General features: G+C 50.0%; 26 protein-coding genes and 1 pseudogene. 16 read left to right on the forward strand and 11 right to left on the reverse strand.

The window, feature by feature from the left end; genetic code table 11:
• Nucleotides 1-125: 125 nt before the first annotated feature.
• The 5 genes from LIW51_RS06080 (at nt 126) to LIW51_RS06100 (ending at nt 3,485) form a co-directional block, all read left to right on the forward strand.
• Nucleotides 126-326, forward strand: coding sequence for a DUF7835 family putative zinc beta-ribbon protein (locus LIW51_RS06080; RefSeq protein ID WP_227376314.1), 201 nt, complete (start codon nt 126-128; stop codon nt 324-326).
• 233 nt (nt 327-559) lie between these two features.
• Nucleotides 560-766 (forward strand): hypothetical protein, encoded by a 207-nt coding sequence (locus tag LIW51_RS06085; protein WP_227376315.1) that lies wholly within the window; start codon nt 560-562, stop codon nt 764-766.
• Between the two features lie 431 nt (nt 767-1,197).
• Entirely contained in the window at nt 1,198-1,404 is a 207-nt protein-coding gene (locus LIW51_RS06090) for a hypothetical protein (RefSeq protein WP_227376316.1), read from the forward strand.
• A gap of 49 nt (nt 1,405-1,453) precedes the next feature.
• Nucleotides 1,454-1,684 carry an Lrp/AsnC family transcriptional regulator gene (locus LIW51_RS06095; protein WP_227376317.1) on the forward strand — a complete coding sequence of 77 codons (231 nt, stop codon included), beginning with the start codon at nt 1,454-1,456 and terminating at the stop codon, nt 1,682-1,684.
• 709 nt (nt 1,685-2,393) lie between these two features.
• Nucleotides 2,394-3,485, forward strand: coding sequence for a Gfo/Idh/MocA family protein (locus LIW51_RS06100; RefSeq protein WP_227376318.1), 1,092 nt, complete (start codon nt 2,394-2,396; stop codon nt 3,483-3,485).
• A gap of 18 nt (nt 3,486-3,503) precedes the next feature.
• On the opposite strand, the gene LIW51_RS39880 is transcribed toward LIW51_RS06100, so the two are convergent.
• Complete coding sequence (locus LIW51_RS39880; RefSeq protein ID WP_438267360.1) at nt 3,504-3,863, reverse strand: DUF7344 domain-containing protein; 360 nt, start codon at nt 3,861-3,863, stop codon at nt 3,504-3,506.
• 1,002 nt (nt 3,864-4,865) lie between these two features.
• On the opposite strand from LIW51_RS39880, the gene LIW51_RS40400 reads away from it, so the two are divergent.
• Nucleotides 4,866-5,108, forward strand: a complete 243-nt coding sequence (locus LIW51_RS40400; protein WP_497007385.1) for a PRC-barrel domain-containing protein — start codon at nt 4,866-4,868, stop codon at nt 5,106-5,108.
• Between the two features lie 713 nt (nt 5,109-5,821).
• Here the strand turns inward: LIW51_RS40400 and LIW51_RS06110 are convergent.
• A complete protein-coding gene (locus tag LIW51_RS06110; protein ID WP_227376320.1) occupies nt 5,822-6,109 on the reverse strand; it encodes a hypothetical protein in 288 nt (95 codons plus the stop codon).
• Between the two features lie 1,027 nt (nt 6,110-7,136).
• Between LIW51_RS06110 and LIW51_RS06115 the strand changes: the two genes are divergently transcribed.
• Nucleotides 7,137-7,382, forward strand: a complete 246-nt coding sequence (locus tag LIW51_RS06115) for a hypothetical protein (RefSeq protein WP_227376321.1) — start codon at nt 7,137-7,139, stop codon at nt 7,380-7,382.
• A 412-nt stretch (nt 7,383-7,794) separates the two neighbouring features.
• Here the strand turns inward: LIW51_RS06115 and LIW51_RS06120 are convergent, their stop codons facing one another.
• Complete coding sequence (locus tag LIW51_RS06120) at nt 7,795-8,169, reverse strand: DUF7344 domain-containing protein (RefSeq protein ID WP_227376322.1); 375 nt, start codon at nt 8,167-8,169, stop codon at nt 7,795-7,797.
• A 742-nt stretch (nt 8,170-8,911) separates the two neighbouring features.
• Here LIW51_RS06120 and LIW51_RS06125 point away from each other — a divergent pair.
• From LIW51_RS06125 to LIW51_RS06140, 4 genes are all read left to right on the forward strand, one after another.
• Nucleotides 8,912-9,559 carry a helix-turn-helix domain-containing protein gene (locus tag LIW51_RS06125; protein ID WP_227376323.1) on the forward strand — a complete coding sequence of 216 codons (648 nt, stop codon included), beginning with the start codon at nt 8,912-8,914 and terminating at the stop codon, nt 9,557-9,559.
• Nucleotides 9,560-9,883: 324 nt separating this feature from the next.
• Entirely contained in the window at nt 9,884-10,543 is a 660-nt protein-coding gene (locus LIW51_RS06130; RefSeq protein WP_227376324.1) for a helix-turn-helix domain-containing protein, read from the forward strand.
• A gap of 163 nt (nt 10,544-10,706) precedes the next feature.
• Complete coding sequence (locus tag LIW51_RS06135; protein WP_227376325.1) at nt 10,707-10,937, forward strand: DUF7120 family protein; 231 nt, start codon at nt 10,707-10,709, stop codon at nt 10,935-10,937.
• Nucleotides 10,938-11,329: 392 nt separating this feature from the next.
• Nucleotides 11,330-12,385 (forward strand): DUF7972 family membrane protein, encoded by a 1,056-nt coding sequence (locus LIW51_RS06140; RefSeq protein WP_497007386.1) that lies wholly within the window; start codon nt 11,330-11,332, stop codon nt 12,383-12,385.
• A gap of 257 nt (nt 12,386-12,642) precedes the next feature.
• Here the strand turns inward: LIW51_RS06140 and LIW51_RS06145 are convergent, their stop codons facing one another.
• From LIW51_RS06145 to LIW51_RS06160, 4 genes are all read right to left on the reverse strand, one after another.
• Nucleotides 12,643-13,617: a DUF7972 family membrane protein gene (locus tag LIW51_RS06145; RefSeq protein ID WP_227376327.1), complete on the reverse strand. Its 975-nt coding sequence runs from the start codon at nt 13,615-13,617 to the stop codon at nt 12,643-12,645.
• A 547-nt stretch (nt 13,618-14,164) separates the two neighbouring features.
• Complete coding sequence (locus LIW51_RS06150) at nt 14,165-14,371, reverse strand: HalOD1 output domain-containing protein (protein ID WP_227376328.1); 207 nt, start codon at nt 14,369-14,371, stop codon at nt 14,165-14,167.
• A 166-nt stretch (nt 14,372-14,537) separates the two neighbouring features.
• Complete coding sequence (locus LIW51_RS39060) at nt 14,538-14,894, reverse strand: helix-turn-helix domain-containing protein (RefSeq protein WP_368411757.1); 357 nt, start codon at nt 14,892-14,894, stop codon at nt 14,538-14,540.
• 236 nt (nt 14,895-15,130) lie between these two features.
• Nucleotides 15,131-15,424, reverse strand: a complete 294-nt coding sequence (locus LIW51_RS06160) for a HalOD1 output domain-containing protein (protein WP_227376329.1) — start codon at nt 15,422-15,424, stop codon at nt 15,131-15,133.
• 1,485 nt (nt 15,425-16,909) lie between these two features.
• On the opposite strand from LIW51_RS06160, the gene LIW51_RS06165 reads away from it, so the two are divergent.
• Nucleotides 16,910-17,200 (forward strand): PadR family transcriptional regulator, encoded by a 291-nt coding sequence (locus tag LIW51_RS06165; RefSeq protein ID WP_227376330.1) that lies wholly within the window; start codon nt 16,910-16,912, stop codon nt 17,198-17,200.
• 388 nt (nt 17,201-17,588) lie between these two features.
• Here LIW51_RS06165 and LIW51_RS06170 read toward each other — a convergent pair whose 3' ends face one another.
• Nucleotides 17,589-17,867 carry a hypothetical protein gene (locus tag LIW51_RS06170; protein WP_227376331.1) on the reverse strand — a complete coding sequence of 93 codons (279 nt, stop codon included), beginning with the start codon at nt 17,865-17,867 and terminating at the stop codon, nt 17,589-17,591.
• A 137-nt stretch (nt 17,868-18,004) separates the two neighbouring features.
• Between LIW51_RS06170 and LIW51_RS06175 the strand changes: the two genes are divergently transcribed.
• Together LIW51_RS06175 and LIW51_RS06180 are read left to right on the forward strand one after the other, a co-directional pair.
• Nucleotides 18,005-18,520 carry a cation:proton antiporter regulatory subunit gene (locus LIW51_RS06175; protein ID WP_227376332.1) on the forward strand — a complete coding sequence of 172 codons (516 nt, stop codon included), beginning with the start codon at nt 18,005-18,007 and terminating at the stop codon, nt 18,518-18,520.
• Nucleotides 18,521-18,522: 2 nt separating this feature from the next.
• Nucleotides 18,523-19,740 (forward strand): cation:proton antiporter, encoded by a 1,218-nt coding sequence (locus LIW51_RS06180; RefSeq protein WP_227376333.1) that lies wholly within the window; start codon nt 18,523-18,525, stop codon nt 19,738-19,740.
• A gap of 274 nt (nt 19,741-20,014) precedes the next feature.
• Here the strand turns inward: LIW51_RS06180 and LIW51_RS06185 are convergent, their stop codons facing one another.
• The 3 genes from LIW51_RS06185 to LIW51_RS06195 form a co-directional block, all read right to left on the reverse strand.
• Nucleotides 20,015-20,500 (reverse strand): pentapeptide repeat-containing protein, encoded by a 486-nt coding sequence (locus tag LIW51_RS06185; RefSeq protein WP_227376334.1) that lies wholly within the window; start codon nt 20,498-20,500, stop codon nt 20,015-20,017.
• Between the two features lie 160 nt (nt 20,501-20,660).
• Nucleotides 20,661-21,380, reverse strand: a complete 720-nt coding sequence (locus LIW51_RS06190) for a DUF2270 domain-containing protein (protein WP_227376335.1) — start codon at nt 21,378-21,380, stop codon at nt 20,661-20,663.
• 403 nt (nt 21,381-21,783) lie between these two features.
• Complete coding sequence (locus tag LIW51_RS06195; RefSeq protein ID WP_227376336.1) at nt 21,784-22,791, reverse strand: DUF7972 family membrane protein; 1,008 nt, start codon at nt 22,789-22,791, stop codon at nt 21,784-21,786.
• 263 nt (nt 22,792-23,054) lie between these two features.
• On the opposite strand from LIW51_RS06195, the pseudogene LIW51_RS06200 reads away from it, so the two are divergent.
• Together LIW51_RS06200 and LIW51_RS06205 are read left to right on the forward strand one after the other, a co-directional pair.
• Nucleotides 23,055-23,431 (forward strand): annotated as a pseudogene (locus tag LIW51_RS06200) (DUF2270 domain-containing protein); the annotation flags it as partial.
• 3 nt (nt 23,432-23,434) lie between these two features.
• Nucleotides 23,435-24,403, forward strand: coding sequence for a diacylglycerol/lipid kinase family protein (locus LIW51_RS06205; RefSeq protein ID WP_227376338.1), 969 nt, complete (start codon nt 23,435-23,437; stop codon nt 24,401-24,403).
• The last annotated feature ends 543 nt before the right edge of the window (nt 24,404-24,946 follow it).

The raw sequence follows: 24,946 nt of genomic DNA on the forward strand, positions 1-24,946 counted from the left end.
CTCTCTATTTGGTCATTTCCGAGAGATCCATTTCTAGTAATGGTCACAACTGTCCAAACGCGGGCTAACAAAGGTCGCTGTTTATACTCGTATTAGTAGTTTTACAAGCGGAGGAAGGGATCGCTATGACAGCAAAACACCAAGGATCTCAGACGGTGGTTGAACGATGTGAGACCTGTGGCCGTGATACCTCGCATACGGTTACAGTTGAGATCCGGACAGAGAGCAAGAAGAAAGAGAACGCCGAGTTCTCACGGGAACCATACCGAATTGCGACGTGCCAAATATGCGGTGAAACGACGAGCCAGCGGATGAACAACGCGTGACGCTAGCACTGTAAAAAATCCTCGGCAATCACTCTCTGGATATGCATCTCAGTGAGAGGAGCTTCCACGCAGATTTTCGACGACCCCTCCCGGAGGTATTGCACATCCGCTTAGGGAATTAGTGGAGTGTCGGAAGTATGTTCCTTTGGCTGATTACCCTTTAACTGTAGCAGAGAGGTAGATACCCGGTACATTCCCCATAACTTTTGCCCTTGGAGCGCAACGAAAACAGTATGCTCGAAGCAACCCAGGAGCGAGCAAGAGAGCGTGCACAGTATCAAGTAGAGAGGGCGAAAGACGAACTTGGGAGACAGCTGTTTCTCGTTCTTGAAGACCACTTTCCAGAGCAGACGAAAGCACGTCGTCAACAGGATAGCCTGCAGATGTTTGTCGTTGGTGTCGCTGTCGGTATCCTCCTTCGCCACCTTCTCAATCAGTAAGCCAAGGCGATCTCTCCATTAACTACTCAAGTAAGGCTTGAGGCGGAGACCTATAGCGGAAAACGCAGAGAGTAATGATTCATTCACAGTTTCGAGTTGCGACTGGGGGCGATAAGTCGGAATTGATCGAACGAGGATTACCTCCTTGTAATCGCTCGAGAGCTAGCTCAAGATCCCGCCTACAAAAGCTTCGCTAGCGCAGACAATAAAATCTGGTTCGCCGAGGGCACCGACTCGGCCAGTTCTATTTCCGCTTAGGCGGTTATGGAGCAGAAAATCGGTCTCATCTGATTAGAGGGCGTGTTCGTGCCAGCGACAACACGCAGAGACGCAGAACGGCACGTTCAGAAATCGATTTGGGGAAGTTCTGGTTGTATAGGTCGTGTGCTGGCAACAGAACCTCTATAGTGGGAGAAATGGTAACACTATACATGCCAGGTAAGGAGCAACAGATCGAGGAGATAAGTGAAACTGAACGAGAGGCACTCCACGAAGTCGAATTGGGCATCGAACGGCTTCATCGAGCACACGGACACCTCGTAGCGTTTCATCACAGTACAGGAAGAGCGATGAACCACTTAGCAGCGGCAGAGGATCTCCTCCATGAGTGCGACCACCATGACCTCGCTGAACACTAACGCTATGATACCTGCGCCCATCTAGTATCATTCAAGGAGGAGCATTACAATGGTTATCGCATACGTCCTAATCAAGGCAAATGTACCAACTGTGGATCAAATACGAGATATGATTACAGAACTCGACGGTGTCGAGGAAGCGCATATCGTAGCTGGCGACGTCGATATTATCGCCAAAGTCATCGTCGAGACACCAGCAGCTGTCAGAGAGATCGTCGCGTCCGGAGTCTTGACTATAGATGGAGTCGAAAACACCTACTCATACATCGCAATGGAATAAGTATTCGCACGACCACCACAGAAACATCTCTCGTCCGTGAGTCCAACGAAGAATAGTCGGGGTCGAAGCTACTATATTTAGGTACATGAGTGAGGGAATCTTGCTACTATTCATGTGAACAGATTCACTTGATTCAGAGGCCAGGCACGAAGTCAGTCTCGGTGAGTCGGGTGGCACCGTGTTCGACAGCTTGGTCGACCGAAAGTCGATCTTTCATCAAAAAGAAATTATGGTCGTCACGAGTCCAGTGCACGACAGCATTCCGAAAGATCGCCTTATACGACGTGTATTGCTCTTTCACAACGCAAAACGTGGCGAAGTCATCATCAGCGATAATTATGGGTTCGTAATAGTAGTCTTCGAGCTGGTCACGTACCGTGGCGAACTCGCCGTGTGTTTGTTATCAATCCCTTAGCACTGGTAGCGTGAGTAATCCAACCACAATCGGCGATACGCATTCGTCGCTGCGTCAGAGGATGGCAGATCGACCACCGATGAAAGGTTGGGCATCGTTTTGGTGGTCGGTATCAGGGTAATTCGACTACCACGTCTAGGTGGTGGTCTCGTTTGGTCGGTTGTATTTTCAGTTTTCTATCCTCTGTGATGAAATACTGCCGATACCACTGCAAATCCTTCACTGAGAAAGGAGTTAGTTCCCTCCAGATATTGCGGCAAGCTACTAAGTAGGTGGTCGTCGTCAGAGTGTGCAATGTCAGCAATTAACTCACCTCCTACTGATGCAGGCGATGATCCAGTACGGATTGGTATCATCGGACTTGGGAATATCGGGCACTATCATGCCGATCGCCTACGTGACTTCAATGTGAACCTCATTGGTGGCGCCGATATTAGCGCCGAGGCTCGCACACAGTTTGCAGCGAAATACGAGACACAAGTATTCGATACCGCTGACAAGCTCTTTGCGGCTGATCTGGATGGCGTGATCATTACGACACCCAATCGATTTCACGAAGAATATGCGATTGCAGCGTTCGAAGCAGATGTTGCTGTTTTCCTTGAAAAGCCACTAGCGCACACACTTGAAAGTGCAGAGCGGATCGCAGAGGCTGCTGAAGACGCGGACACGTTCTGTATGGTTGGGTTCCATACGCGGTTTTATCCGTCAGTTCGCGCCATTAAGGGGTATCAAGATGCAGGCCGATTTGGCGAGATTCGTCACATCGAAGCGAATTTCATCCGTCGTCGGGGCATCCCTGGGCGGGGCACGTGGTTTACAACGCACGAAGTCGCTGGCGGTGGTGCACTGATCGATATCGGTGTGCACGCGATTGATCTAGCACTTTATATTCATGGATTTCCAGCAATTTTGGAGGTAAGCGCCACGACTCGCTCACAATTCGGCGCTCGCGAGGACTACACGTATCTAAATATGTGGGGTGAAGATACGGGGACAAGCCAATTCGACGTTGAGGATTCTGTCAGCGCGTTTCTCCGGTGTGCTGATGGTAAAACGATTGCACTGGAAGTGGCATGGGCGGCCAATCGACCGGCAAATCAAGCGTATTTCATCCGCGGCACCGAAGCGGGGGCCCAGTTCGACCGGGACACCGAGTCACTCACAATCTATGAATCGAGTCCGGTCGGCGCCGATCACCTCTCCGATGCAACGCTTCAAACGCGGCCAGAAGACGCCTTTACGGCCGAACAGCGAGTATTCGTGGACGGGGTGCGAACAGGGACTGCCCCGAATCAGAACACCGTCGAACAAGCTCTTACCGTCCAGCGAGTAATCGATGCAATTTACCGGTCAGCGGCTGATGAGCAGGCGGTATCACTCTAGTACACCCCACACTCATCGCTAGTCGATATAATATTTCTGGGGAGTGAGTTCGTACGGACGCAACGCTGGTTTCACGTACTGAACACGCTCTGTAAGCGTGACCACGGTCTGCTCGTACGTTTGCTTCTGGGTGAGCAATCCTGCCTCTCGCAAACGAGGAATGTGCTCTCGTGTGAGTGATTCATAGACCTCATTATAGTTGTCGGAGTGAGACTCTTGACTAGAGTTGTCGCTTTCCTGGGTAGCGATATAGCGTGTGAGTTCGGTAAGTGGGAGAGGACGGTCTTGCTGGAGTAAATAACAGAGAATACCACGGCAGCGTGGCTGGGCGACGAGTTCGAAGATTTCTGCGGGTGTATCCTCGGAGATCTCAGGCATGATCTGTTCCAGCAGTCAATTCTGTGGAACCACCGCGTAATCCACAGAATTTTACGCGGTGGTATGAGTGGCTAGTACCTAGTTAACATAAGCCATCACTGTAAGCGTGGTGGCTCTCTCTTCTGATTCGTATTTAGAGATCCTCGACCGCTCAAGGTCTACTTGGATACTGGTAGCTCTGTATGTGCCATGCTTAGGCATTGCTGACCGTGTCTTTAGCTATCTCATGCTCTCTCGAACTATCTTTAATACCTATAGTGCGGACTGCCGCAATTGAGTACTGCGTGCGCACCGACAGCGGATCTCAGGCTCGTTCACAGTCCCATGTGATACCCAGTATGGATGCGCACGTACCATAACCATTATATTTTGTCGAGTCAGCCGGAGACTGCTGATTGCGGTGTTCTGTTGGCACGTGATACACTAATTATGCTATTTGGTATTCTGCTGGCGGAAGAAATGACCGCGCATCGTCGAGCGAGAATTGGCTAGCCGGTAAGTATCATTGGCGCACCTTGAGCTGTCGAGGTGTACAAACGGCCGATCATCAGTCTCGATTCGTCCCCTCCCTTTCTCGTGCTAGAAGCAGTTTCGAGTCACGCCTGCCGATTGATGTCGGTGTACGCAATAGGTTTTTTGGGCTTCCGTCCACTGTATCTGCTATTGCAGTGAGCAGCTACTGCCAGCGCTGATTCTCGACGCGGTAACTGCCACACTCCGGACAGACATGCCATTGGAGCTGCAGCCGGGTACCACAGGCGAGACACTCATAGCAATGAGCAGGTGATCGTTCGTCGCGGCCCTGCCCCCACGTTCGTCGTAACAAGCCCATCTGGTCCCACCATAACTTCGAGTATAGTATCCCGAGAGTGAAAAGTATGACGTGCGAAATAATTCAATTCTGCAAGTACATAGATGAGTTCTTTAGTCAAGTTGAGCTATAAGTGACTTGCAGTTGCAGCCGGTACACTCACTCCTAAAGGACAGAATCTTCTGTATGCGATGGCACGAGAATTCACTTCCGACGATCACGGCAAAAACGTTGTCACCGCTGACGGTGATCGACTTGGGACTGTCTCAGATGTTCGAGAGGGACGGGCCCATGTCGAACGTGATGAGAACACGAGTCTGACTGACAAGGTAAAATCCATGCTCGGGTGGAACGATTCCGATGACACTCATAAACTTCAGCAGGATCATGTCGATCGCGTTGACGAGAACGAGGTTCGTCTCAGGCAGCCTTGAACAGATCACTCCTAATTTTTCACCGTGAGTCAAGAGGAAGTGAGCTTTTCTAGTCCGTTAGTTCTCATTCTGGAAACGTCGTGTTAGATTCTCAGTTATGATGAATATCTAACCGAATTACCGCCGAGAGAGCCATCCTAGCCGGTATAAAGCAATAAAAATTCAAACATGGCCAAGAATAAACGCAGATGTGAATTCACCCGTCGAGCAATCTTGCCACACCTCTCACGATAATAGACACTATCCGTTCATTATCTGAGTAGGTAGACGTCATGATGATGTGCATCGCCGACACAGTACCTCCAGGCCTCCTAGGAGGATACACACGGTGCATATCTTATGATTTCTAAACTGGTTGAAGGGGATGTCAAGCTTGAATTGGAGAGCTATTTGTATGGGTGAAGAGGACATTCGTCTCTGATTCGCTCGTGAAAAGAGTACTTGTGCAAGGGGTGAAATCGGGCGTGTTCGTCGGGACTGAGTTCGGTTTGGACGTCATTAGTATCGCCATTCGTGTTTGACATGCTCATAGACACCCCACCTGTTCATGGAGTAGTGTACGGCCAAGACACGAAAACATCCCTTCTCGCCACCTTTGGGGATCGGAAGCAGTCACCGATTCGGAGTGACTGGCGCGACACACTACGATTTCATCTGGTCGCCCTCCCGCCACTGGAAATACCAGTACTGGTTGTCGTTGATGGTCTTCGTCGTCAGCGTCGCCTTCGCTGGCACCCCCGAGGCGAAATCTCATCCCAATCGATAGCATCTTCGGGGATGTCCTTTGCGTGGACTTTCTCGGCGAGTTCGTCGGCTGTCACCGGGTCAACGTCATGGTCTTCGGCGGCCAGGGCGCGCGTGGCATGTGCCTGCGCCGCCCGATATAAGCGGAGTTCTTGGGTATACGCCTCAACGTCGTTCAGCGTCTCGACATCCTGCTTTTGCAGCCCCTCGGCAAGATATTTCGGCAGTGAGTCGGGTGGGGTGGGAATAGTCAGCATCAGTAATTCACTCCCTTAACAGACAATACAGCGGGAGAGGAGATAGCTATGTTAGTTACTAGGAAAACATCAGTCTCGGAGGGATCTCCACGACATCCAAGTATCGTAGTCAAGTAGTTTTTTTGTCGTGTTCGGTTACTTGATAACCAGTAATACGACAAAAATGGCAAGATTATGAGTTAAAATATCCATCTGAAACTCGGTCATGCTTCCCGGTTCCTGTTTTGTTATCACCACCTAGCAGTGACTAATTGACGGCACTAGCACCAGTACTGGTAATAGTGATAGCGGACGGCTATCTGGTACGAGCGTACCTTCATTGCTACCGATGAATTTGACTCTTGGACTACTACTTGTACCTGTGTTTTCGGCTCCACTATCAGATCTGTCTGAACTGTCCTGGTTCTGAATCGACCGCCACCAGAAAACGCTTCTAATTACGTATGATTTTCTCAGTCTTCGATCGAGCTTGATTGTGAGTAACACTCCACAATAATAGCTGGGAGACAACTACCCCCTGTAGCTGCGTACACAAGTAATAACTAAGGGTGAGTCACGCGATGAAAGAACTACCCCGAGCCTGTAGGCGTGAAGCGGGTTCGAGGGGTGCGGTGGACGCGTGGCGGTGCCGAGAGCTCTGGTGGTGGGCTGGCTTCCCGTCACTATGACCACACCCTCTCCACGAAAGTTCTCGTTCTACGCGTCCTCCAGGTATCTTATATTGTTTCGTGTTCATTTTTCTCGTGAACGATATTTTGTGTAGATCAACGATCTGAGGCGCTGGAGAGAGCAAGGGAGGAGTCTTCCAGGAATGGGTCACGTCCATTTTAGAAATAACGGGAGGAGGTGCTGCCGCGTCTCGAAATTCTCAGCTGATGTGGGTGGTTGTCGACTTGCGATTGTTATATATTCTGTTGGTAAATAGATAACATAATTCATGCTGTTGGCGCACGTACTAAGGGTAGAGATTCACTCCGCCTGCTCAGTAACGTCAGGAGTGAGGATCCACGGCAAGGAGGAATGCAAAATGACAGTGAACGATGAGATGTGGCAGTACGGAGATCCGCAGTTTGAGTCCCAGTCTCCCGTATTCGACGAGCAGTGGTTCTATGGTGATCCACAGCATGAACCAGCTGCGCCACTCAACGTTGAGCTTCGAGAGTCGCGCGCATATTTGCGTTCCTGGACACGGTATGCAAAGCAACAGGGACACCGCGACCTCGACGTGGAGCGCCCGATTTCCCACCCACCATCAGTCGCCCCTCCACGCTGAGGCGATGTTGAGCGACTCCCGACAAGTGAGGAATACATCGGAAGCCTATTGCCGTCTTTATCTTACTTCAAGGACCAACTGCGAGCGTCGCACTGAACGTGGTATCACGGTGAACGCTCGATAACCCAAAAATATGTCGCGTTGTGAGCAATGCCATATTCATAGTTGACGTAGGTGGTCACTCCACCGCCCCCACGTTTCTACTCTACAGGGAATTCTGGGATACGAACAGTTGCTTGTAGGTAAGAATACTCTCAATATGCGTCGGGTCTGATAGTGTCAGTGGCAGCTCTCTCATAGTAGCCTTGATGGTTCGATTCCATCCTTGTTCGTCTCTTTACGCTCAGTTGGCTTCTAATAACGGATTCAGGTTGTACACCTATTCTAGGTACATTCTTCCCTCTTGGATAGCTTATTTGGGAGGATCTCTGAGATACTGAGTAAGTCGGCCGGCGTTGCGCCACCACCGAACCATTCTGCTTTGTCGATCATATCGCACGATATCATGCGCTGCCAGTGCTGGCAGATGAACTGTCCAGACCGCCGCTGCGATGTGCTCAGACAGCGTAGCTGCTGTCTCACTTGGATGGATATCAATCTCCTGAAACGTTAGGTGGTCAATCATCGCCGCGATGTTGACCGGGCCATCATGGGCCTCCAGGTACTGAAGAATGGCACGACATTGGCGGTCTTCGAGGAACTCCCGGATCGTCGCGTCTGGCAATCCGGATGAGATATTCTCGTTCAGTGCATCAAAGAGATAGGTATCACCTTGTGTGGTTGTCATGGTGTCCTCGGCTGCTCTCTCGAATTCGGTGTTGAGCTAGTTCACAAACGGCGGGAGAGACGATAAAACTCCTTGCCGTCCAGATTGTCTCATAGTATGAAAAATGATGGGTTTGAGTTGGAGAGTTACTTGTATGGATGAATAAGACATTCATCTCTGATTCGTTCGCGGAAGAGAGCAATCCGTCGGCGGTGGCTCGGTGTTACTGCCCATTTGTAGTGGTTCACGGTCTCCATGGCGGTGAGCAGTGCTTCGATTGCGTGGCGTTTCGTGGAGACTGTCCCAAGCAGATAACAGGTGGTGAATCGATTTGCTGCGGTATCGATGAGTTTGAACTCCCATTGATCTCTCTCCTTTTTGGATGGATCACGTTGATTTGACGAGCGTATTTGCTCTGTTTGCAGTATCAAATGATGAGTCTCATTTCGGACTCCCATTTCACCTCCTCGTACCGAGGTTTGCATCCAGCCGGCCGGGAGTTGCTGTTGTTCCAAAAGCGGTAGCATAAATGTCTATTCACTCGCCAGTCTAATCCCTCTTCTGGAAGCAGGCACTCTCAAACAGCCTCGTCGAGGTTCATCAGCTCGTTTATCTACCCTTAAAGAAACTTACTGGTCAAAAGTATTAGTCCTGAGTTATATGAAAGCGTAGAACGGCAATTATCGCCTACGCACGTTGTGGGTAGCTGTCGCCACCTTTCAAGGGGCCGATTCGTTTTCTATCTCCAGTACGTACTGAGTCTATGTTCGTTGCGACGTTTTCGATCCCGGCTGATGGATTTGCGCTCGAACACGCGCTTGACGCAGCTCCAGATATAACAGTTAAAGCTGAACGAATTGCTGCTCACGGTACTGTCTGGGTGATGCCTTGTCTCTGGGTGGCAGGTAATGATCTCGACGCCTTCGACGCAGCACTCAAAGCCGATCCGACGGTCGACACAATCGTTATGACTGAGAAATTCGATGAGGAGAGGTACTATCAGGTCGAATGGAGCGAGACTGTGGAACAGTTCATCAACGCACTTATTGACACAGAAGGGTCAATTCTCAACGCTGAGACCCACAACGATAACTGGCATCTTCGTATTCGCTTCGCGACCCGCGATCAGTTGGAGAACTTTCAGGATTACTTAGCTGAGCAAAATCATCCATTTCACTTACTCGACCTCTATGAACCAAGCTCACCCCGACAAGAGATGGGGGAACTGACAACAGCGCAGCGTGACGCACTCGTCGCGGCTGTCGAGCAGGGCTATTACCGCATCCCGCGTGATGCTACGATGGAAGAGGTGGCGAATAAACTTGATATCTCCAGCCAAGCTGCCTCAGAACGACTTCGAAGGGGAATCGAGCAACTGGTCACGAATATCCTCATTACACCGGAAGAATAAACGCGCCCGATCAGATATACTCTTAAGAGCATGACTACATCATGCCGTACTATCAACCACTTATAGCAGAGTATCCCCAAAAATGGCGAGGATTTGTCGGAGCACAATGACGGAACCAGCTAATAATACCTATCAGCCTCAGTCACTCGAGCCGGCTGCACGGGCAGGGAATCACTGTCAAAATTATAGTGTGTTCGGGAAGTGTGACTTCATCCGCATATTCGACACTAACGAGAACGAGGTATTTGGCTGTCTCACGTATCTACCCGTGATAGCGGTGACAAACGGAGGGGAACAGCGTGACGAACCATTAGCGACTGACCAATGACGACTGGAACAGTTGCTGAGGTCGAGATCCCCGCTGATGAATTCGCCCTTGGTCAGACTTTGAGTACGATTGACGGATTGACCGTTGAAATTGAACGTGTTGTTGCTCACTCTAATGACCACCTCATGCCATTCGTCTGGGTGAGCGACAAGAATCACGAGGCGACCGAAGCGGTTCTTGCAGAGGATCCCAGTGTCAAACACATTGAATTACTCGTAGATCTCAAAGATGAGCGGCTCTACAGAATGGAATGGGTCGACCAGATTGAAATGCTTGTCCAGCTTCTGACTGAGGAAGAAGGGACAATGCTTGCCGCAAGGGGCGCTGAGCAGAGCTGGCACTTCCGTATCCTGGTTCCGGAACGGGCGGCGCTTTCGCGAACCTACGAACACTGTCAGGAACACGGCCTCTCGCTTACAATCCGGAATCTGTACCGCTTAGAAGATGGCCGACACGGCCGCTTTGGCCTCACTAAAGAGCAACAAGAGATGCTCATACTCGCCCATGAGCATGGGTATTACACGGTGCCACGTGAGATTGATGCAAGTGATCTCGCTGACGAACTCGGGATCTCACACCAAGCCGTCTCTGAACGTCTCCGGCGCGGCCATGAAAAGCTCATGAAAAATACGTTGATTAGTAAGAATGCTGAATGACGGCCAGAAAAGAGAGGACATCTATTACTCTGCCGGCACTGCTGGTCGGCAACTATATGGTCGACATCATCGACCTGGCATCAATCTCTGGAATAAAACAGCATTACTCTGTAGTGATATTCTAGCCCAAGAGTTAATCCACTTCCAGGAATGAATTTTGTCTATGGTTACGTTTGAGGTGACGCTGTCCGACCGTATTGATAGTGATATTGACCGCCTCGTTGAGCAGGATGATTTCCTGAATCGCGAACAAGCAATCGAAGAACTCCTATCACTCGGTGTATCGTCTTCTGGTGTAGATGACGACTCTGAAGAGGAATTGGTTGACGATGTATTTACCCAAGCCGTCGACGACCAGCAAGATCCGGCCAGTCACCGAGATGACCGGCTCTAGTTCTAATTGAGAGAGGATAACCCGTTACCAGCGGATAGCACAAAGACAGTAGATCCTTCTTCGTACGTGAGGAGCATTCACGCACCGTCCACTCTCAAGGATTGAGGTCAACTCGGTAATCGATCAATGTATGATACGCGCATTGACTGATTCGGTATTGATCTTGATAATTCTAAGCCCGTTCAATTGTCGAAATAATCCACCAAACGGTGGCGGAGTAAGGACAAACCGGCTGATTAGGTGCACACGAACTGCCCACAGATTGATTCAGGGATCTCGGGGTCATTCCACTTCCGCTTATGGTCTAAGAGGTAGTAACCGACTGTTTCCGTGGATATTAAGAGTAGGAGAGATGCACAGGAGTTTATTGGTCATCAATTCAACTGGTGGTGATGAGTGATTCGAGTGGCGGAACGTCATCTATGAATTCGATAAGCCAACGTGCGGGTGCTAGCCAGCTCAAAATCAAGATCTTATTGGAGGTAAATCGCTGGGTCATCGTTGGCGGCCTTGCAGCGAGCGTCTTCGTCACGGTCGTTCTCGTCGGAACCTTCGGTCCTGCCCCGATTCCAGTGCTTCTACAATACCAAGACCCAATCGATACCCTGTTTCAGGGCCTTGTCAGTGGCGTCATCACAGGCGTCACCCTTATTCTGACAATTAATCAGTTGGTTCTCTCGCAGGAACTCGACCCAATCGGGGCTCAGCGTGAGCGGATGGAGGGCGCACTGAGTTTTCGCCAAGATCTCGAGGATACGACGGGCCTTGCAGTGAGTCCTGCACAGCCGTCCGCGTTTCTCCGAGCCCTCATTGAAGCAATCCGGAGGAAAGCGATCGCCCTTGAAGACGCTATGGATAGTGGTATCGATGGGGATATGCGTGATGAGATCGAAGATACTGTCGATGGCATCACCGATAATGCGGAGGAAGCACAGGAACAACTGACCGATTCTCAGTTCGGGACGTTCAACGTTCTCGGCGCGGCCTTAGGTTTCAATTATTCGCGCAAGGTTCACGACCTACGTCGACTCCGGAACTTGCATAGCGATTCCCTCCCGGATGAGGTAAACGAGCGGCTGAACGATCTCCTCGAGGTGATCAAGTTCTTCGGCCCGGCGCGTGAACACATCAAAACACTATATTTCCGATGGGAACTGATTGACCTCTCGCGGGCAATTCTCTATACTGCAATTCCGGCGCTCACCACCACCTTTCTCATGATTCTCTTTTATACCCCGAGAGAGATCCCAGGAGGAATACTCGGGGTACCGAACACGCTCTGGATCGTCAGTCTAGCCGTGACAATTGCGACCCTCCCATTCCTTATTCTTCTTGCCTATATCCTCCGGATTGCGACCGTCGCGAAGCGAACCCTTGCAATTGGACCGTTTGTTCTGCGGACAACTGATCGCAATGAGGAGATTGAGTGGGAAGACGACTTTGAGTGAGTTGTCGATAGCCGATCAGGAGGGAGATTAGTTTCGTTTGGTTGACGAGAAACGTCTCGATTGAGTAGTCGGGTGACGATGCTTGCATCAGGATGCGGAAGAGAAGAGAGACACCCAAGAGGACACGAGAGATAAGCATAAGATGCTAACTTGAGTGTGGTCAACAAACTTTGCTCGTACCTCCGTCAGAAGGGGCACTGATTAGAGAGGATGTGAACTAGTTATGAAGTAGTGTTGGGTGTGCTAGGGCCGGCTTCCTATTGCTCCTTGATGCGTGCAATTGGGGGAACAAACGATCCAACGGACACAGTATAAAATGTCACAGTTGCGACCCGAAGCAGGTATGAGATAATCACCATGAGCGGCAAGAAGATGACCCCTGCGGCGACGCTCGTCACTAACGGCATGTAGACTTCCGGGATCGCCGTCGGCATCGATGACGCAGACGTATACACGTGTGAGAGGTAGTAGGTGATGAGAACGGCTGCCACTCCCGTGTAGATGAGTTGTCGGGAGAGCCGCGCCAGATCCTGTTGGATGGTGAGTGTTTTGAAAAATTGTCGCATCGTCGCAACCCCTTTCAACAGCGTTAGGATGTCGTCTAGCGTCTCGTCGGCGTCATCCGACAGGTCATTTGCAACCGCCTGCAGGCGGCGGGTTTCCGTTAAATTCTGGGCGTATCCCGTCCCTAGGGTAAGCACGAGTACCTCAAACGGATCATTGGTATCTTCGGCATTGGCGAGGTGATCGCCATAGGTAATAATACGTTTAGTGAATTGCTCAAAGTCATCGGAGAATGCACTGTTCGCTTTGATGTGAGTGTGCAGCTGCTCCGCATGATCTATCAGCGTCCGACCGATGAGAGCGAGGAACTCGTCAGGATCGTTCGGACTTATTGGCACGTCGGCGATTCGTTCGACACTCTCTTGGAACTCGATACTCCCCTCGACTGTGTCGGTCAAGTTTGACGGAGAGCCGAACACGCGTGAGAGGATGAGCTGGTTGATAGAAAGAGTGACTGTGATCAACGTGAGAAGTCCGGAGAGCAACCCGCTCGCTAGCGCCGTCGCAAGGTTGCTTCCGGCTTTAACGTAGACGATCCCCGTTATGGACAGTACAGCTGAGAGTACGACAATGCAGACAGTAAGTCCAATTGCGAATCCTGTTCGACTTCCTGTAAGGAGTACCCATCGCTTGACGGGATTCTCAACGTCACTTTGACTCGAACTCATTCAGAGAATAGGCATCTATTCGTGGTGCAATCACTTTATTGGCTGTGTTTCATCACGTGATTGAACTCCCCTTTAATCCAATGTTCGAACCTACTCTGCGATGTGTTAAGAGAGACAGCGGACAGCCAACCCATTCGTAGGCATGGAACGAGGCTGGAGTAATGCAAGATAGGACGCGTTGGATTCCGTGATGTCGCTGTATATGGAGATTTTAAGGGAGCAGACTTTGATGAGACTGCGGAACGCCTGGTGATCATTGCTTATTAGTGAGAATTAGAGTCACAACCATTTTCGGCATGTCTCAAATAGTAGTGTGCATATCGGTGAGGCCATGGCACAAAAGATGTATTGAGAAAGACCTACTTCGCCACCGTACTACAAATGGAAACCAAGCGAAGGGTGATTCGTGGAGTGTTCAGCTGGGCGCGTCACTGCATGCCCCGTTTCACTATAATGAGCGATCGCTTGGCAGGTGACCTCATCGCGTGAGATCCTGGTTGTCGTACTCACGTCCCACTCACAGACAGTACAGCACAGGCTGTATTCGTTAGTCATCTTTATCAATAGAGATCATTTGCTCAGCAGCAATTGAGATGTGATAGCCAGCATAGTCGAACTCAACCGCTGGTGAGCCGTGCCTGTAGAGCGCATCGAGGGCATCGGGATCAATCGCCTCATACAGCGGTGGGAGGTCACAAGGATCACATTCAGCTGCATCAGCAACCTGTTGAATAATCAAATCGCTAAGTCGCATTGTACGCGCGGGCTGTGCGGTTGGTGAGGATCGATCTTGTGATGTATTAGTTTCAAAGATCATCTCTTTCAGTCTATTCTTTGTATTCTTGCTACGAGTTCGCTTTGCCAGACTCTGTAGGACGGTTATATACGTGTGAGAAATTGTCACACACAGAATGATGCGCTCACTTACTCTGATGTAGGAGGGTATTGACAATGAGATTGCGATGGCCACGCCGGAGGCGTTCAGCAAGTGATTGGCGGGAGATTCCGAGTTCTTGAGCGATCCCTTCGAGCTTGGTTTCTCGTGGCTGGTTGAAATAGCCCGCTTCAAAGGCGGCGATGAGCGCTTCTTCTTGGGCCGTCGTAATTTGATACTGGTCACTAGTTCGGAGTTCTGAGAGCGTATACAGTCGAGTAACCGTGAGAGGGATACTGTGCTTGCGACAATACTGTTGAAACTGAGTAACACCGTTGGTATCCGCTGACCGGAGTTGAAATTCCCACCCAGTCTGTGTCCCGATGGCAGACAACAGCGTCAACTCGGTTTCCTTGATGCCTCTTAATATACTTTCGTTATTTAATCGCCAGTCCCCACGAAAGAGGCCACCCCCAGGAACAGTATCTACGAATTCAATGGCAGTGATAGTCGAATTACCAGTGAAGTGTGCTGGGATCGCCTCAACATCATCCCCCCAGATCCAAAAATAGGGGAGAATAGTGTGATTTGTGGGGACAGCTCGACACCTCCAGAAGGGTATACTTTACTTGATCGGCGTCACGCGATTTTTCGGAATGTGGCCATTCCATCCTGATGGATTGTAATCCGATATCCCTCATACGTGAACTCGATTTGTGCTTGTGCAGCCTCGGGTGGTGGACTCGAAAACAGATTACTGACAAAATGATCGATCGCATCATACACCGGCGTCAATTCAGATGTATTCTTCCCTTCGAGCTCTGCCACCACTTCCGCAACAGCGACTTGTGGATCACCGTCATCAGCCGAAGCTAACTCGGTATGGAAAACTGTTTTCTCGGGATTCTGGTGGATGTCTTTGTTCTCGGCCATATCACTGTTCATTGAGCGTGATCGTCGTAAACGAATTGGCTGTAATACTAACAGGAAACTAAGTGGTCAGACAGGTAAAACTGAGAGACATCGACTTCAAATTGAGATCCTGTCCGTACCTTCGCCTGTTCGTCAGACGAGATCGTCCCAATTTAACTCAGAAAGGTCATAGGCGAGCTGAGCAGTTCGATCAGCAGGATCGTACTTGATGAGATTTGCCTCATCTAGAGAATATAGCGACGACGCTCGTCGCGTAGTGCATTAAATAACACGTCAAGTGATTCATCAGAACTCGATGGTGAGAGCTCCGATACTGTCGTTGCAAACCCCATACACTGGTTTTCGGGAGTGTGATTGTGGGCACATTTGTCTAAGTTCGTACCATACGCAATAGCCTTGAGATGTAAAGGTCTGATGGCTAAATGATTAACCATGATATTCTGCTCCACAAAGGCTACTGGAGTTCTGTCGTGCAACATTTGATCTTACTCCTGTTCGAACAATTCTCCACATCGATAATATGATTGCTCGTCAAAAAATCCTTGAATAGCACCTGCGCATATGTTCGAGCGGTGATACCAGGATTGTTGGTGAAGAGCGACGCCGATTGGCTAAGGCCCGCGAAAAATCGGGGGAAAGGTGGGGGAAGTGAGTGACGTGTGGATGACAGGCAAAACACTCTCCCCACGAGTGTGTGGTGTGTGCTCCAGTAGCATGAATCCAGAGGGTTGATCCCACTGCCGGTTACGTCGAACCAACGTGCATCATTACAGCGGCACTCTTGGGTGGTGAAGAAAAATATCGAGCCGGTTTAGAACACACTACTTGCAGCCATCCAGACGAGCAGGAGAAGTCCGACCCAAAAAAGTAACTGAATCATCAACACCAGACGGAGGTACACTGTTCGTTGGCTTGCTGCCATGGTACCAATACACAGGGGAGCCATGTTAGTTATAAAGTTCTGAACTCTATAGAAGACGGATACTACTCGTATACGCTTAGTCTACGCCGGCAGGTGACGAGCGTTCAGAACCGGCGCGCTTTCGTGACGATACTATTCGTGAGCAATAGCAGTCGAAGCGTGGGGAGGTGACACTATGAGTCGGGGTCCGTATGAGCCGAGCCGTACTCAGATTTCGGTGTGCTCCCCACGGTTGAAGGTGTGTGCTGAAGTAGCATGAATTCTTGGGGTGTCTGGGTTAGTATGCTGTACTAACCTACTCGGTGGAAAATTGAGTAAGCTTACTCAGCTTTCCATCTTCTCCGGGGAACCTTCGCGCATCGATTACAGCGGCACCTCCGGGGTGGTTACACTTCCGCTTACGATTTTAGCCAGTAGTAACAGAATTTTGATAGTTTCTATATCCATGACTTAAGATAAAAACTCAGCGTTACAAACCATCGTTATACAACTGATTACCCCTGTGAACTCACACATACCGTAAAGAATTTCATAAATATGTGGCAATGGCTAGTGGGAGAACAATGCACGATCTGACTGGCTTTCAACGAGACCTGTTGTACGTGGTGAAGGGGTTAGATGAACCACATGGACTTGCCATCAAAGATGACCTCGAAGGCTACTACGACAAGGAAGTCCATCACGGGCGGCTCTATCCAAATCTGGATACACTCGTCGACAAAGGGCTGATCGAGAAGAGTGAAAAAGACCGCCGGACGAATATCTACACACTGACCCAGCGTGGCCAGCGAGAAATCGAAGCTCGGAGAGACTGGGAGCAAGAGTATCTCGAGCAGGATGCGCCGACTGCCTAACAATCGCATCCGTAGCCTGCCTTTTCGCAAACCGCTACGCCGACAACTCAACCACTGAAAAGACAACTGTACTTCCGAGAAGATGCTTTTGCAGTCCTGAACAGGCGCTCACCCTCATGATGATGAAATTGATGTCTTGTTCGTGCTATACTCAGCGATTGCTTCGTGTAGGATCCCTTTGAGAACAGAGCGTTCGAATGTAATGCTCGGTTGCAAGCTTACCGAGTATTGCAGTTGGAAGGCGATTTTACAGGAATTGAAATCACTGTCAAACAGGCGAACACGACACTTGATCTCTTCGTCGATGACCACTGACTTTGTTCTAACCTCAAACTCACAGCGTTGTGTCAAAATTGGAAGCAGAAGCCGTATCGGAGAATAGCATGATTTAATTAACTCGATGATTGTCGACCGCATCTCGGATTTCGCGTGCTTTCACCCGGCCATGAGCAAGGAGCGGCATGATCACAGATGTTTGATAGCGAAGTTTTGCTTGGGCACCGTGTTTGGAACCTTCGTCAGAAAGAATCGCAAGAAGCATTCCACCTAAGTCTCGATATTCAATCGATCCGTTCGCTTTTTTCGATTGGATTCCATCGACTGACTGTGTGATGAGGTCGTGGGCATCTTCTTTCTCGAGATCTAGATAAATCGTCCTAAAGCTCATTATCGTACTAGTTTATCCGGTCTCCATTTCAAGTACTTGGTTAGCATAGACGACATGAGTTTCTATTTGAACCCTCTATCACCTTTTAGAAGATTTCAAAACTGAGGTTCATCAGACTTGGCGTTTTAGCTCCCTACATGACCGTTTACGAGGCTGATGTTCCTGGGGTTGGAAAGAAATTTGAGATAGATCTAGATGATGAAAATCGCTTGATTATCCTTATTCATCATGATGGGCGACGAGAAGTGTACCATCGTCTCGGTGAGGATGCTGACAGTGAGAAGCTGTTTTCCCTGACTGGCAAACAGGCTCGTCAAGTCGGGTCAATTTTAGAAGGCGCATACTTCCAACCCGTCGAACTGGATGAGGTGACTGTTCCTCTCGGAGATGCCATAATTGAATGGACTGAAATCCCATCCGCTTCCGATATTGTAGGAAAAACGTTGCAGTCGCTGAATCTCCGCCATCGGACGGGTGTATCGGTTATTGCTATCCAGCGAGGGGAAGAGACTGTTCCGAATCCCAACCCGGAAGAAACAATTCAAACAGACGATATCTTAGTAACTATTGGTACACGTGACGAGCAGGCTGTACTCTCTGAACTTGTTACCGCTGATCAGTCTGATGGAAACATCGACAGCTCTGATGACTAACAATGGCTGACTTGCTCCTTGTCGAAATTGGGATTGCCTTAACAGCAATCGCGGTGGCAGGCACACTCGCGAACCGAATTAATTTATCAGTTATCCCGGCCTACATACTCGTCGGTATTCTCATTGGTCCGCACGAACCGACATCAATCGGTGGAATTTCCCTCCAGCTTGTTGAGAGTCGTGAAGTCATTGACGTGCTGGCAGAGCTTGGCATCGTCTTCCTCCTATTCTTCTTGGGCCTTGAATTCAGTGTGAGCCAACTTCTGAAAGCCAGAAAGCGCATTGGGAAGATCGGATTTGTCGACTTTACAGTTAACTTTGGACTTGGCCTCGCTCTTGGAGTATTGTTCGGGTGGTCGCTTCTGGAAACGATGTTTCTTGCGGGTATTATCTATATCTCTTCAAGTGCTATAATTACGAAGTCACTTATTGAGACCGGCTGGATCGCAAACCCAGAAAGCGGGCCCATTCTAGGGACACTCGTTTTCGAAGATATCCTTATCGCGATCTACCTTGCGATCCTCTCGGCTGTCGCTTTTGGCGGAGGCGACCTTGCAAATGCTGCTATCTCAATTGGGACTACCTTCCTCTTTCTGGGTGTGTTAACAGCTATTGCGTGGTACGGTACAGGACTCGTCGAACAAACATTTGAGACAGATTCCGATGAACAATTCCTCCTACGAGTGCTTGGTGTGACGACACTCATTGCTGGTGTAGCCCTCGCAAGTGGTGTTAGTGAGGCTGTTGCCGCATTCTTTGTTGGAACAGCATTTAGTCAAACAAACCATCTTGAACGCGTGGAGCAAGTTGTTGCTCCGGCACGCGATCTATTTGCAGCGGTCTTCTTCTTCGCAATTGGCTTGACAACAGACATCACTCTCCTATCGAATGTTGCTGGACTGCTTCTGGTTGCAACTGTACTATCGGTTGTCGGAAAAGTAATTAGTGGGACAATCTCCGGTCGAACGTATGGCCTCACACCAAAACGATCGTTTCGCGTCGGACTTAGTATGATTCCGAGAGGGGAATTTTCACTTGTTATTGCCACACTTGCAGGAGGGCTGAGTAGTGTTGCATTCGAATCCATAATTCCTGCTTTCACGGTCGGCTATGTGCTTTTCATGAGTATTATTGGAACGGTACTGATTCAGTATGCAGATCGGCTTACGGAAACCCTGGTACCATTTGTCAGCTATCTCCCCTTCCCTAATGAGCCATAAATCAAGGTGAAAAAGCAGGAATTTTTGACGGATCTTCAAACTACATCTCAATTGAACTACGGAGTTCGTCGGAAGGCATACAGTCGATGCTTTGCTCTTTACTAGTATGGGAAAGATAGCGAACTTTTGGAAGTCACTGTGGAATAATTCTCTGATCTTCTCAGATATAGACTTCAAGTGTCCTGGATGTGGTGGAACTGTGAAAGAACAACAAGAATCGTGCCCTCATTGCGGGCGACAACTAATGTGAGAAATTAATTGGTAGAGCGACTGTTCATATCACTCTCTTGTCTTTATTCACATCTGAAAATATTGCCTCATTAAGATAGGCATCGACGATTTTTGCACTTCGAAGATCAGTCTTAGAAATGATTGTACCTTCAAGATCTGCACCACTAAAATCGGCATAGATTGCATTTGTATCCTTAAACGTGGAGAATTTCAGATCGGCGTTAGAAAATTCAGTCGCACGGACGTCTGCCCGTGTAAAATCTGCATTAACTAACGAGACTCGCTGAAACCAATCAACATCTCGAAGCGTCGCTTCTTCAAGATAGGCACCATCTATGTGTTCATCGGGTTTAGGTTTCAATTCTTTTAGATCGTCGATTGATTTCCCGGGCTCCTTTGTGTGCCAGACACAGCGATCATGATTATCCCACACTGGCTGATAACAAGTCAATTCTGGAATGTTTTCATGGATAGGTGTTACCTCAGGACTGTATCCACACCGATCAGATGGTTGTTCGCTGGACGTCATCTGTCATTCCCCCATCTTTCCTATGCATCACAGGATTATTGGACTGACTATGGTACTAATACAGGCCGAGAACTTTACACAAGCAAAATCGCTTGAACAGTCGAAGAAAAAGACACCGTCAGTGAGACGACGATAGAGAAGGATACATCCAGTGAGGAACTCATTCCGAGTCGTTCCACTTTTCCTGCTCTACGTGCTGCCGGTCAAAATCCTCCTTAGCGTGCCGGGGACGCGGTCGGAACGCGATCCACAGTAAACCGAGATAAAAGACAGCAACAAGACCGAGAATGATGGTTCCTGGTACGATCCCGATCGCGGCGTTTTCGACCCACGTTCCATTCTTTGCGAAGGCGATAATGCGAAAGAACCAAGCAGCGAGTAAGATGAATAGTAGTGGAAGATATACTCTGCGCAGTCGTCGAGCGACGGCCTCTGGATATGGAGTTTTCAACGCCGGATCGCGCAGGTCATCAGTGAGTTTTCGTCGCCAATCGTGATGTTCAACGCCTTGAGATGGATCAAGTGCGTTCGAGAAGAGGTTCTCCTGAAGTATGCGTATGCGCGCTCGGTAGAGATCATAGTCTTGATAGCGACGTGCTTCGATCGCAAGAAAAACTGATGTAACGATGATTCCAGCAAGAAGGACAGCAGGTGTGCCACTCGTTGAAAATCCATAGGCAAGCAGGGCCGCAATGACTGTCACCGTCCACTTCGTCGTTTCATCGAGTCGTTGGCGCCACGTTGTTACTCGATCCATTTCACCACGATAAAAGTGGGCCATCACGGAACCAAGTCCAGTACTTTGATCGACCATTTCACGCCCAATTTCACGCTCTTCCGGCGCTTCCGGGTCGAATTCACGGTTCTCATCGGTATTCATAGTACTGATTACGTAGTCTCGTTCCTTAACTGATCTTGCTCAATTTTGGTGGGCAGGATGTGAGCGTGCCACAATGGAAAACGAACCCGTCAGTATCTCCACGTCGAACGCGGTCGACATACTTACCGTAGCTTGCCATGAGGATATCCAGCCAGAACTTTCCGCTTGGCGGGAAGTTCATTGTCTATCTATGGCGTTTTGCACTACTCACGCAATTCACCGGCGCTAACGGTTAACTAGATAACATATTTGTCATTATTGGAGCTACTCGCACGGTGGATACGTGTCGTTGTTTCATAAGCGGAGGCAGAGGATTAGAGCTCTCTGTCGGCAAGTAGTACTCAATCTGTTGCTCTATCAGGGATGGTGTCGCATAGATCTCATTCCTCACCGGACACGGGGCTCACTCGTTTTGTTCTATAATTCGCTGGTGTTCCTCGTGGGGAATGAACGGGCCGAATGCGGCGGTTCGCTGGGCAATCAGCGCAACACGCACGATGTAGGCAGAAAGGATAGCAAGCGGTGCGAGCGAGGCAGCGACTGTCGCACTCACGAGCACCACGATGAGAGGTCGGGGAATTGAAAGCCCTGGCATGTCCCGATATGTGAAAATCGCTAGGCCGGCGAGCAGGATCGCTGGGATGCCAGTATAGATGAGTACCCGAGAGAGCTCAGAGAGTTCACGCTGGATGAATAGCGTTTTGAGGTACTGGCGTGCGGCGTCGAGCTCCATGAAGAGTTCCTGTATCTCTCCGAGTCGGTCGCTTGTCTCATCTGAAAGCTCATCGGTATGTTCGTTTTGGAGGCGGCGTACCCTGTGAAACTGTTCTGAGTCGTGATAATCGAGGAGAACTAAGAACGTATCGATTATCTCGAAATCCATGTTCTCTAATATACTGCTCGCATGATTGGTCTGCTGGGAGAGCGTCTCTGCATAATCGTCGATTTCATCGTTCAACTGCTGGTCGATATCTCCGTTACTTGCATCCCCGAGCGCGTCAGCGCGGTCGTTAAGAGCGACGAACAAATCATGGAAAAACTCCGCCGATTGAGGTGAACTCACGTCGACGCCAGTCGTGTTCTCGACCCGCTGGCGGAAGTCGAGCGTGTTCTCGACCCGAGAGTATAAGTTATTCATCGATCCCAACTCCTGCGAGAGAACGATCTGATTGATACCCACGGCGATCGGGATGAGCGTGAGGAGTCCATTAATGGTTCCATTGAGAAACCAAAGCATCCGGTCTGGTTTGCTGATGGTGACGATGCCAGCGAGTCCAAAGATGAGAAAGGTGATGAATATCACCGCGACAATGACTCCGGAAACGGCGAGGCGATTGCCGCCAAGCAACAGCCATCGAGTCAGCCGATCGGTCGTTGATGAGTCCGGCTGACTTCGTTCTGAGTCGACCATGAGGGATCGTCCCTCTCTCGCCCTAAATTAGTTCTGAAGCGGCCACGGTCACTTTCCCACCGACTTAGCTACCTAACACTGTGCCCGGCTCAAACAAACGTGATTCGAGGTCACATTGAATCGCTAGACGACCAGTACCGGGTCTAACAGGTGGTTTGTGAAGCGGTGAATCCGCTGGAAGACAGTTTAGTGAGAGACATCCATGTCGAAGAGTTCGAGCACGGCGGCCGTCTCCAGGAGTAAGAGCCCGAGAAAGGGGTGAAATGGACCGTGAGACGACGTGGCGGCAACGACCTGACCAGACAACTAACTGGGCGGTCACGCTTCTGGCGGCGATACTCGCGTATGAATTCTCAAGCACGGACAGACGTACTATTCTCTTATTCAGGACGGTAATAACCGTCGTGTTCCTCGGTATCGAAACCCAGCGGTACCGGGACTACGACGTGTATCGAGCCCGGATTCGAATGGTTCAGGAAAACTTGTTTGCGAACGCGCTTGACCCATTAACTGGTGTTGAGCACCATGATTGGCGAACCAAGTTGAACGACGATTTCCGCAATCCAACGCTAAAATCTCGGTGCAAGAAGCACTCGCCCATCGGCTCCGACGCGTCTTTATTTGTGTATACAGAATAATTCCCATGGGACAGGACGAGGAGCTACCTGTCGATGAACGAAACGAAGAGGGACCGTCCACTACCGGATCAAACCGACACTGGCTTATCTTGAACCCGACCAGTGGGACGGCCGACCACGTTGAGCAGATACGGCACTTGGCCACCGACCGGGGGTATCGAATCGAAGAGACGGAGGAGGAAGAGCACGCAGTCAAACTTGCGGAAGCGGCCGCAGCGGACGCCGTCGATGTACTCGCCGTGGCTGGGGGCGATGGCACGGTTCATGAAGCCGTGCAGGGCCTCGTCAGGGGAGATGCGCTCGACGATGTGACGCTCGGTGTGATTCCGACAGGGACGGAGAATATCTTTGCGACGAACATCGGAGTTCAGGATATCGAACAGGGATTCAATATCCTCGAAACGGGAGAGAGACGACGGATTGACATCGGCATTGCCGGGGATGAGCCGTTCGTGATGTCCTGTATTGCCGGCCTGCCCGCAGACGCAAGCGTGGCCACGAGTTCAGCGTTGAAAGAACGCTTCGGGTCGCTCGCGTTCGTTATCGCAGGACTACAGGAAGTCGCGACGTTCGAGGAGCTTCATCTGGAGATAAACGCGATCTCCCAGGACGAGGAGACGACATGGACAGGGGAGGCCTTGTGCGTCCTCGTCGGGAACATCCGCCGCTTCGCAAAGCAAGGCGGGCAGGCGAACGTTGAGGACGGTCTCTTCGACGTCGTGATCATCGAGCGGATGCCTGGAAGCGATCTCGTCGCCGAGACGGTGGCCCAGCGAGTACTCGGTCAAGACACTAAGCATGTGCTCCATGTGCAAGCGAGTCAGTTGGAGATCGACGGACAACATGGTGAATCAATCGATTTCAGCCTCGATGGCGAACTGAGCGCGCACAAACAATTGGCGTTGCATACCCGTCCGCATGCACTCACCGTCTGTGTTGGGCCCGAATACGACCTTGACCCGATAGGCGAATAATGCCTAACGGTCATGACCGACGAGTCGCTGCTGGGGTGGTGATGGCAGGAAGGAAATAGGGCAAGTGACGCACAGTCCAAGGCCGTACTCGCCCCACGTCGCATTTATTTTACCGACGTCGAGCACCCGCGCTCGACAGGTTTGACTACAGTAGATGGGTTCATGAGTTTTTCGCCGAACTACTCGTGTAAGTTAGTACATTCTGATGAATGTGATCGGTTAGCTCGTCAAGCGGCGCGACATTCGTGTCCTTTGTCCAGCGATAAAATAGAACCGTGTGGCGGCAGAGGTCTACAAGTACCTTCAAGAGTGCTTTGACCGACGTTTCATGATACTATGCTTAATGGTTCTTTTTATATAATAGGTTAACGATGTTTTTTCCACCACAATTTCACCGCGCCCCAAATAATCACCGCCAAAAGGCCAACAAGCAGTGCACTGATCTCTAGTATAGTTTCCATGCAATTAACAGAGTTCTCTCAGTCATTGGTGATAAGTAATAGGCTTTTCAATACATTATGTGATGGTAGTGGAGGTTTAGAC

Source organism: Haladaptatus halobius (assembly GCF_020618475.1).
Taxonomy (GTDB): Archaea; Halobacteriota; Halobacteria; order Halobacteriales; family Haladaptataceae; genus Haladaptatus; species Haladaptatus halobius.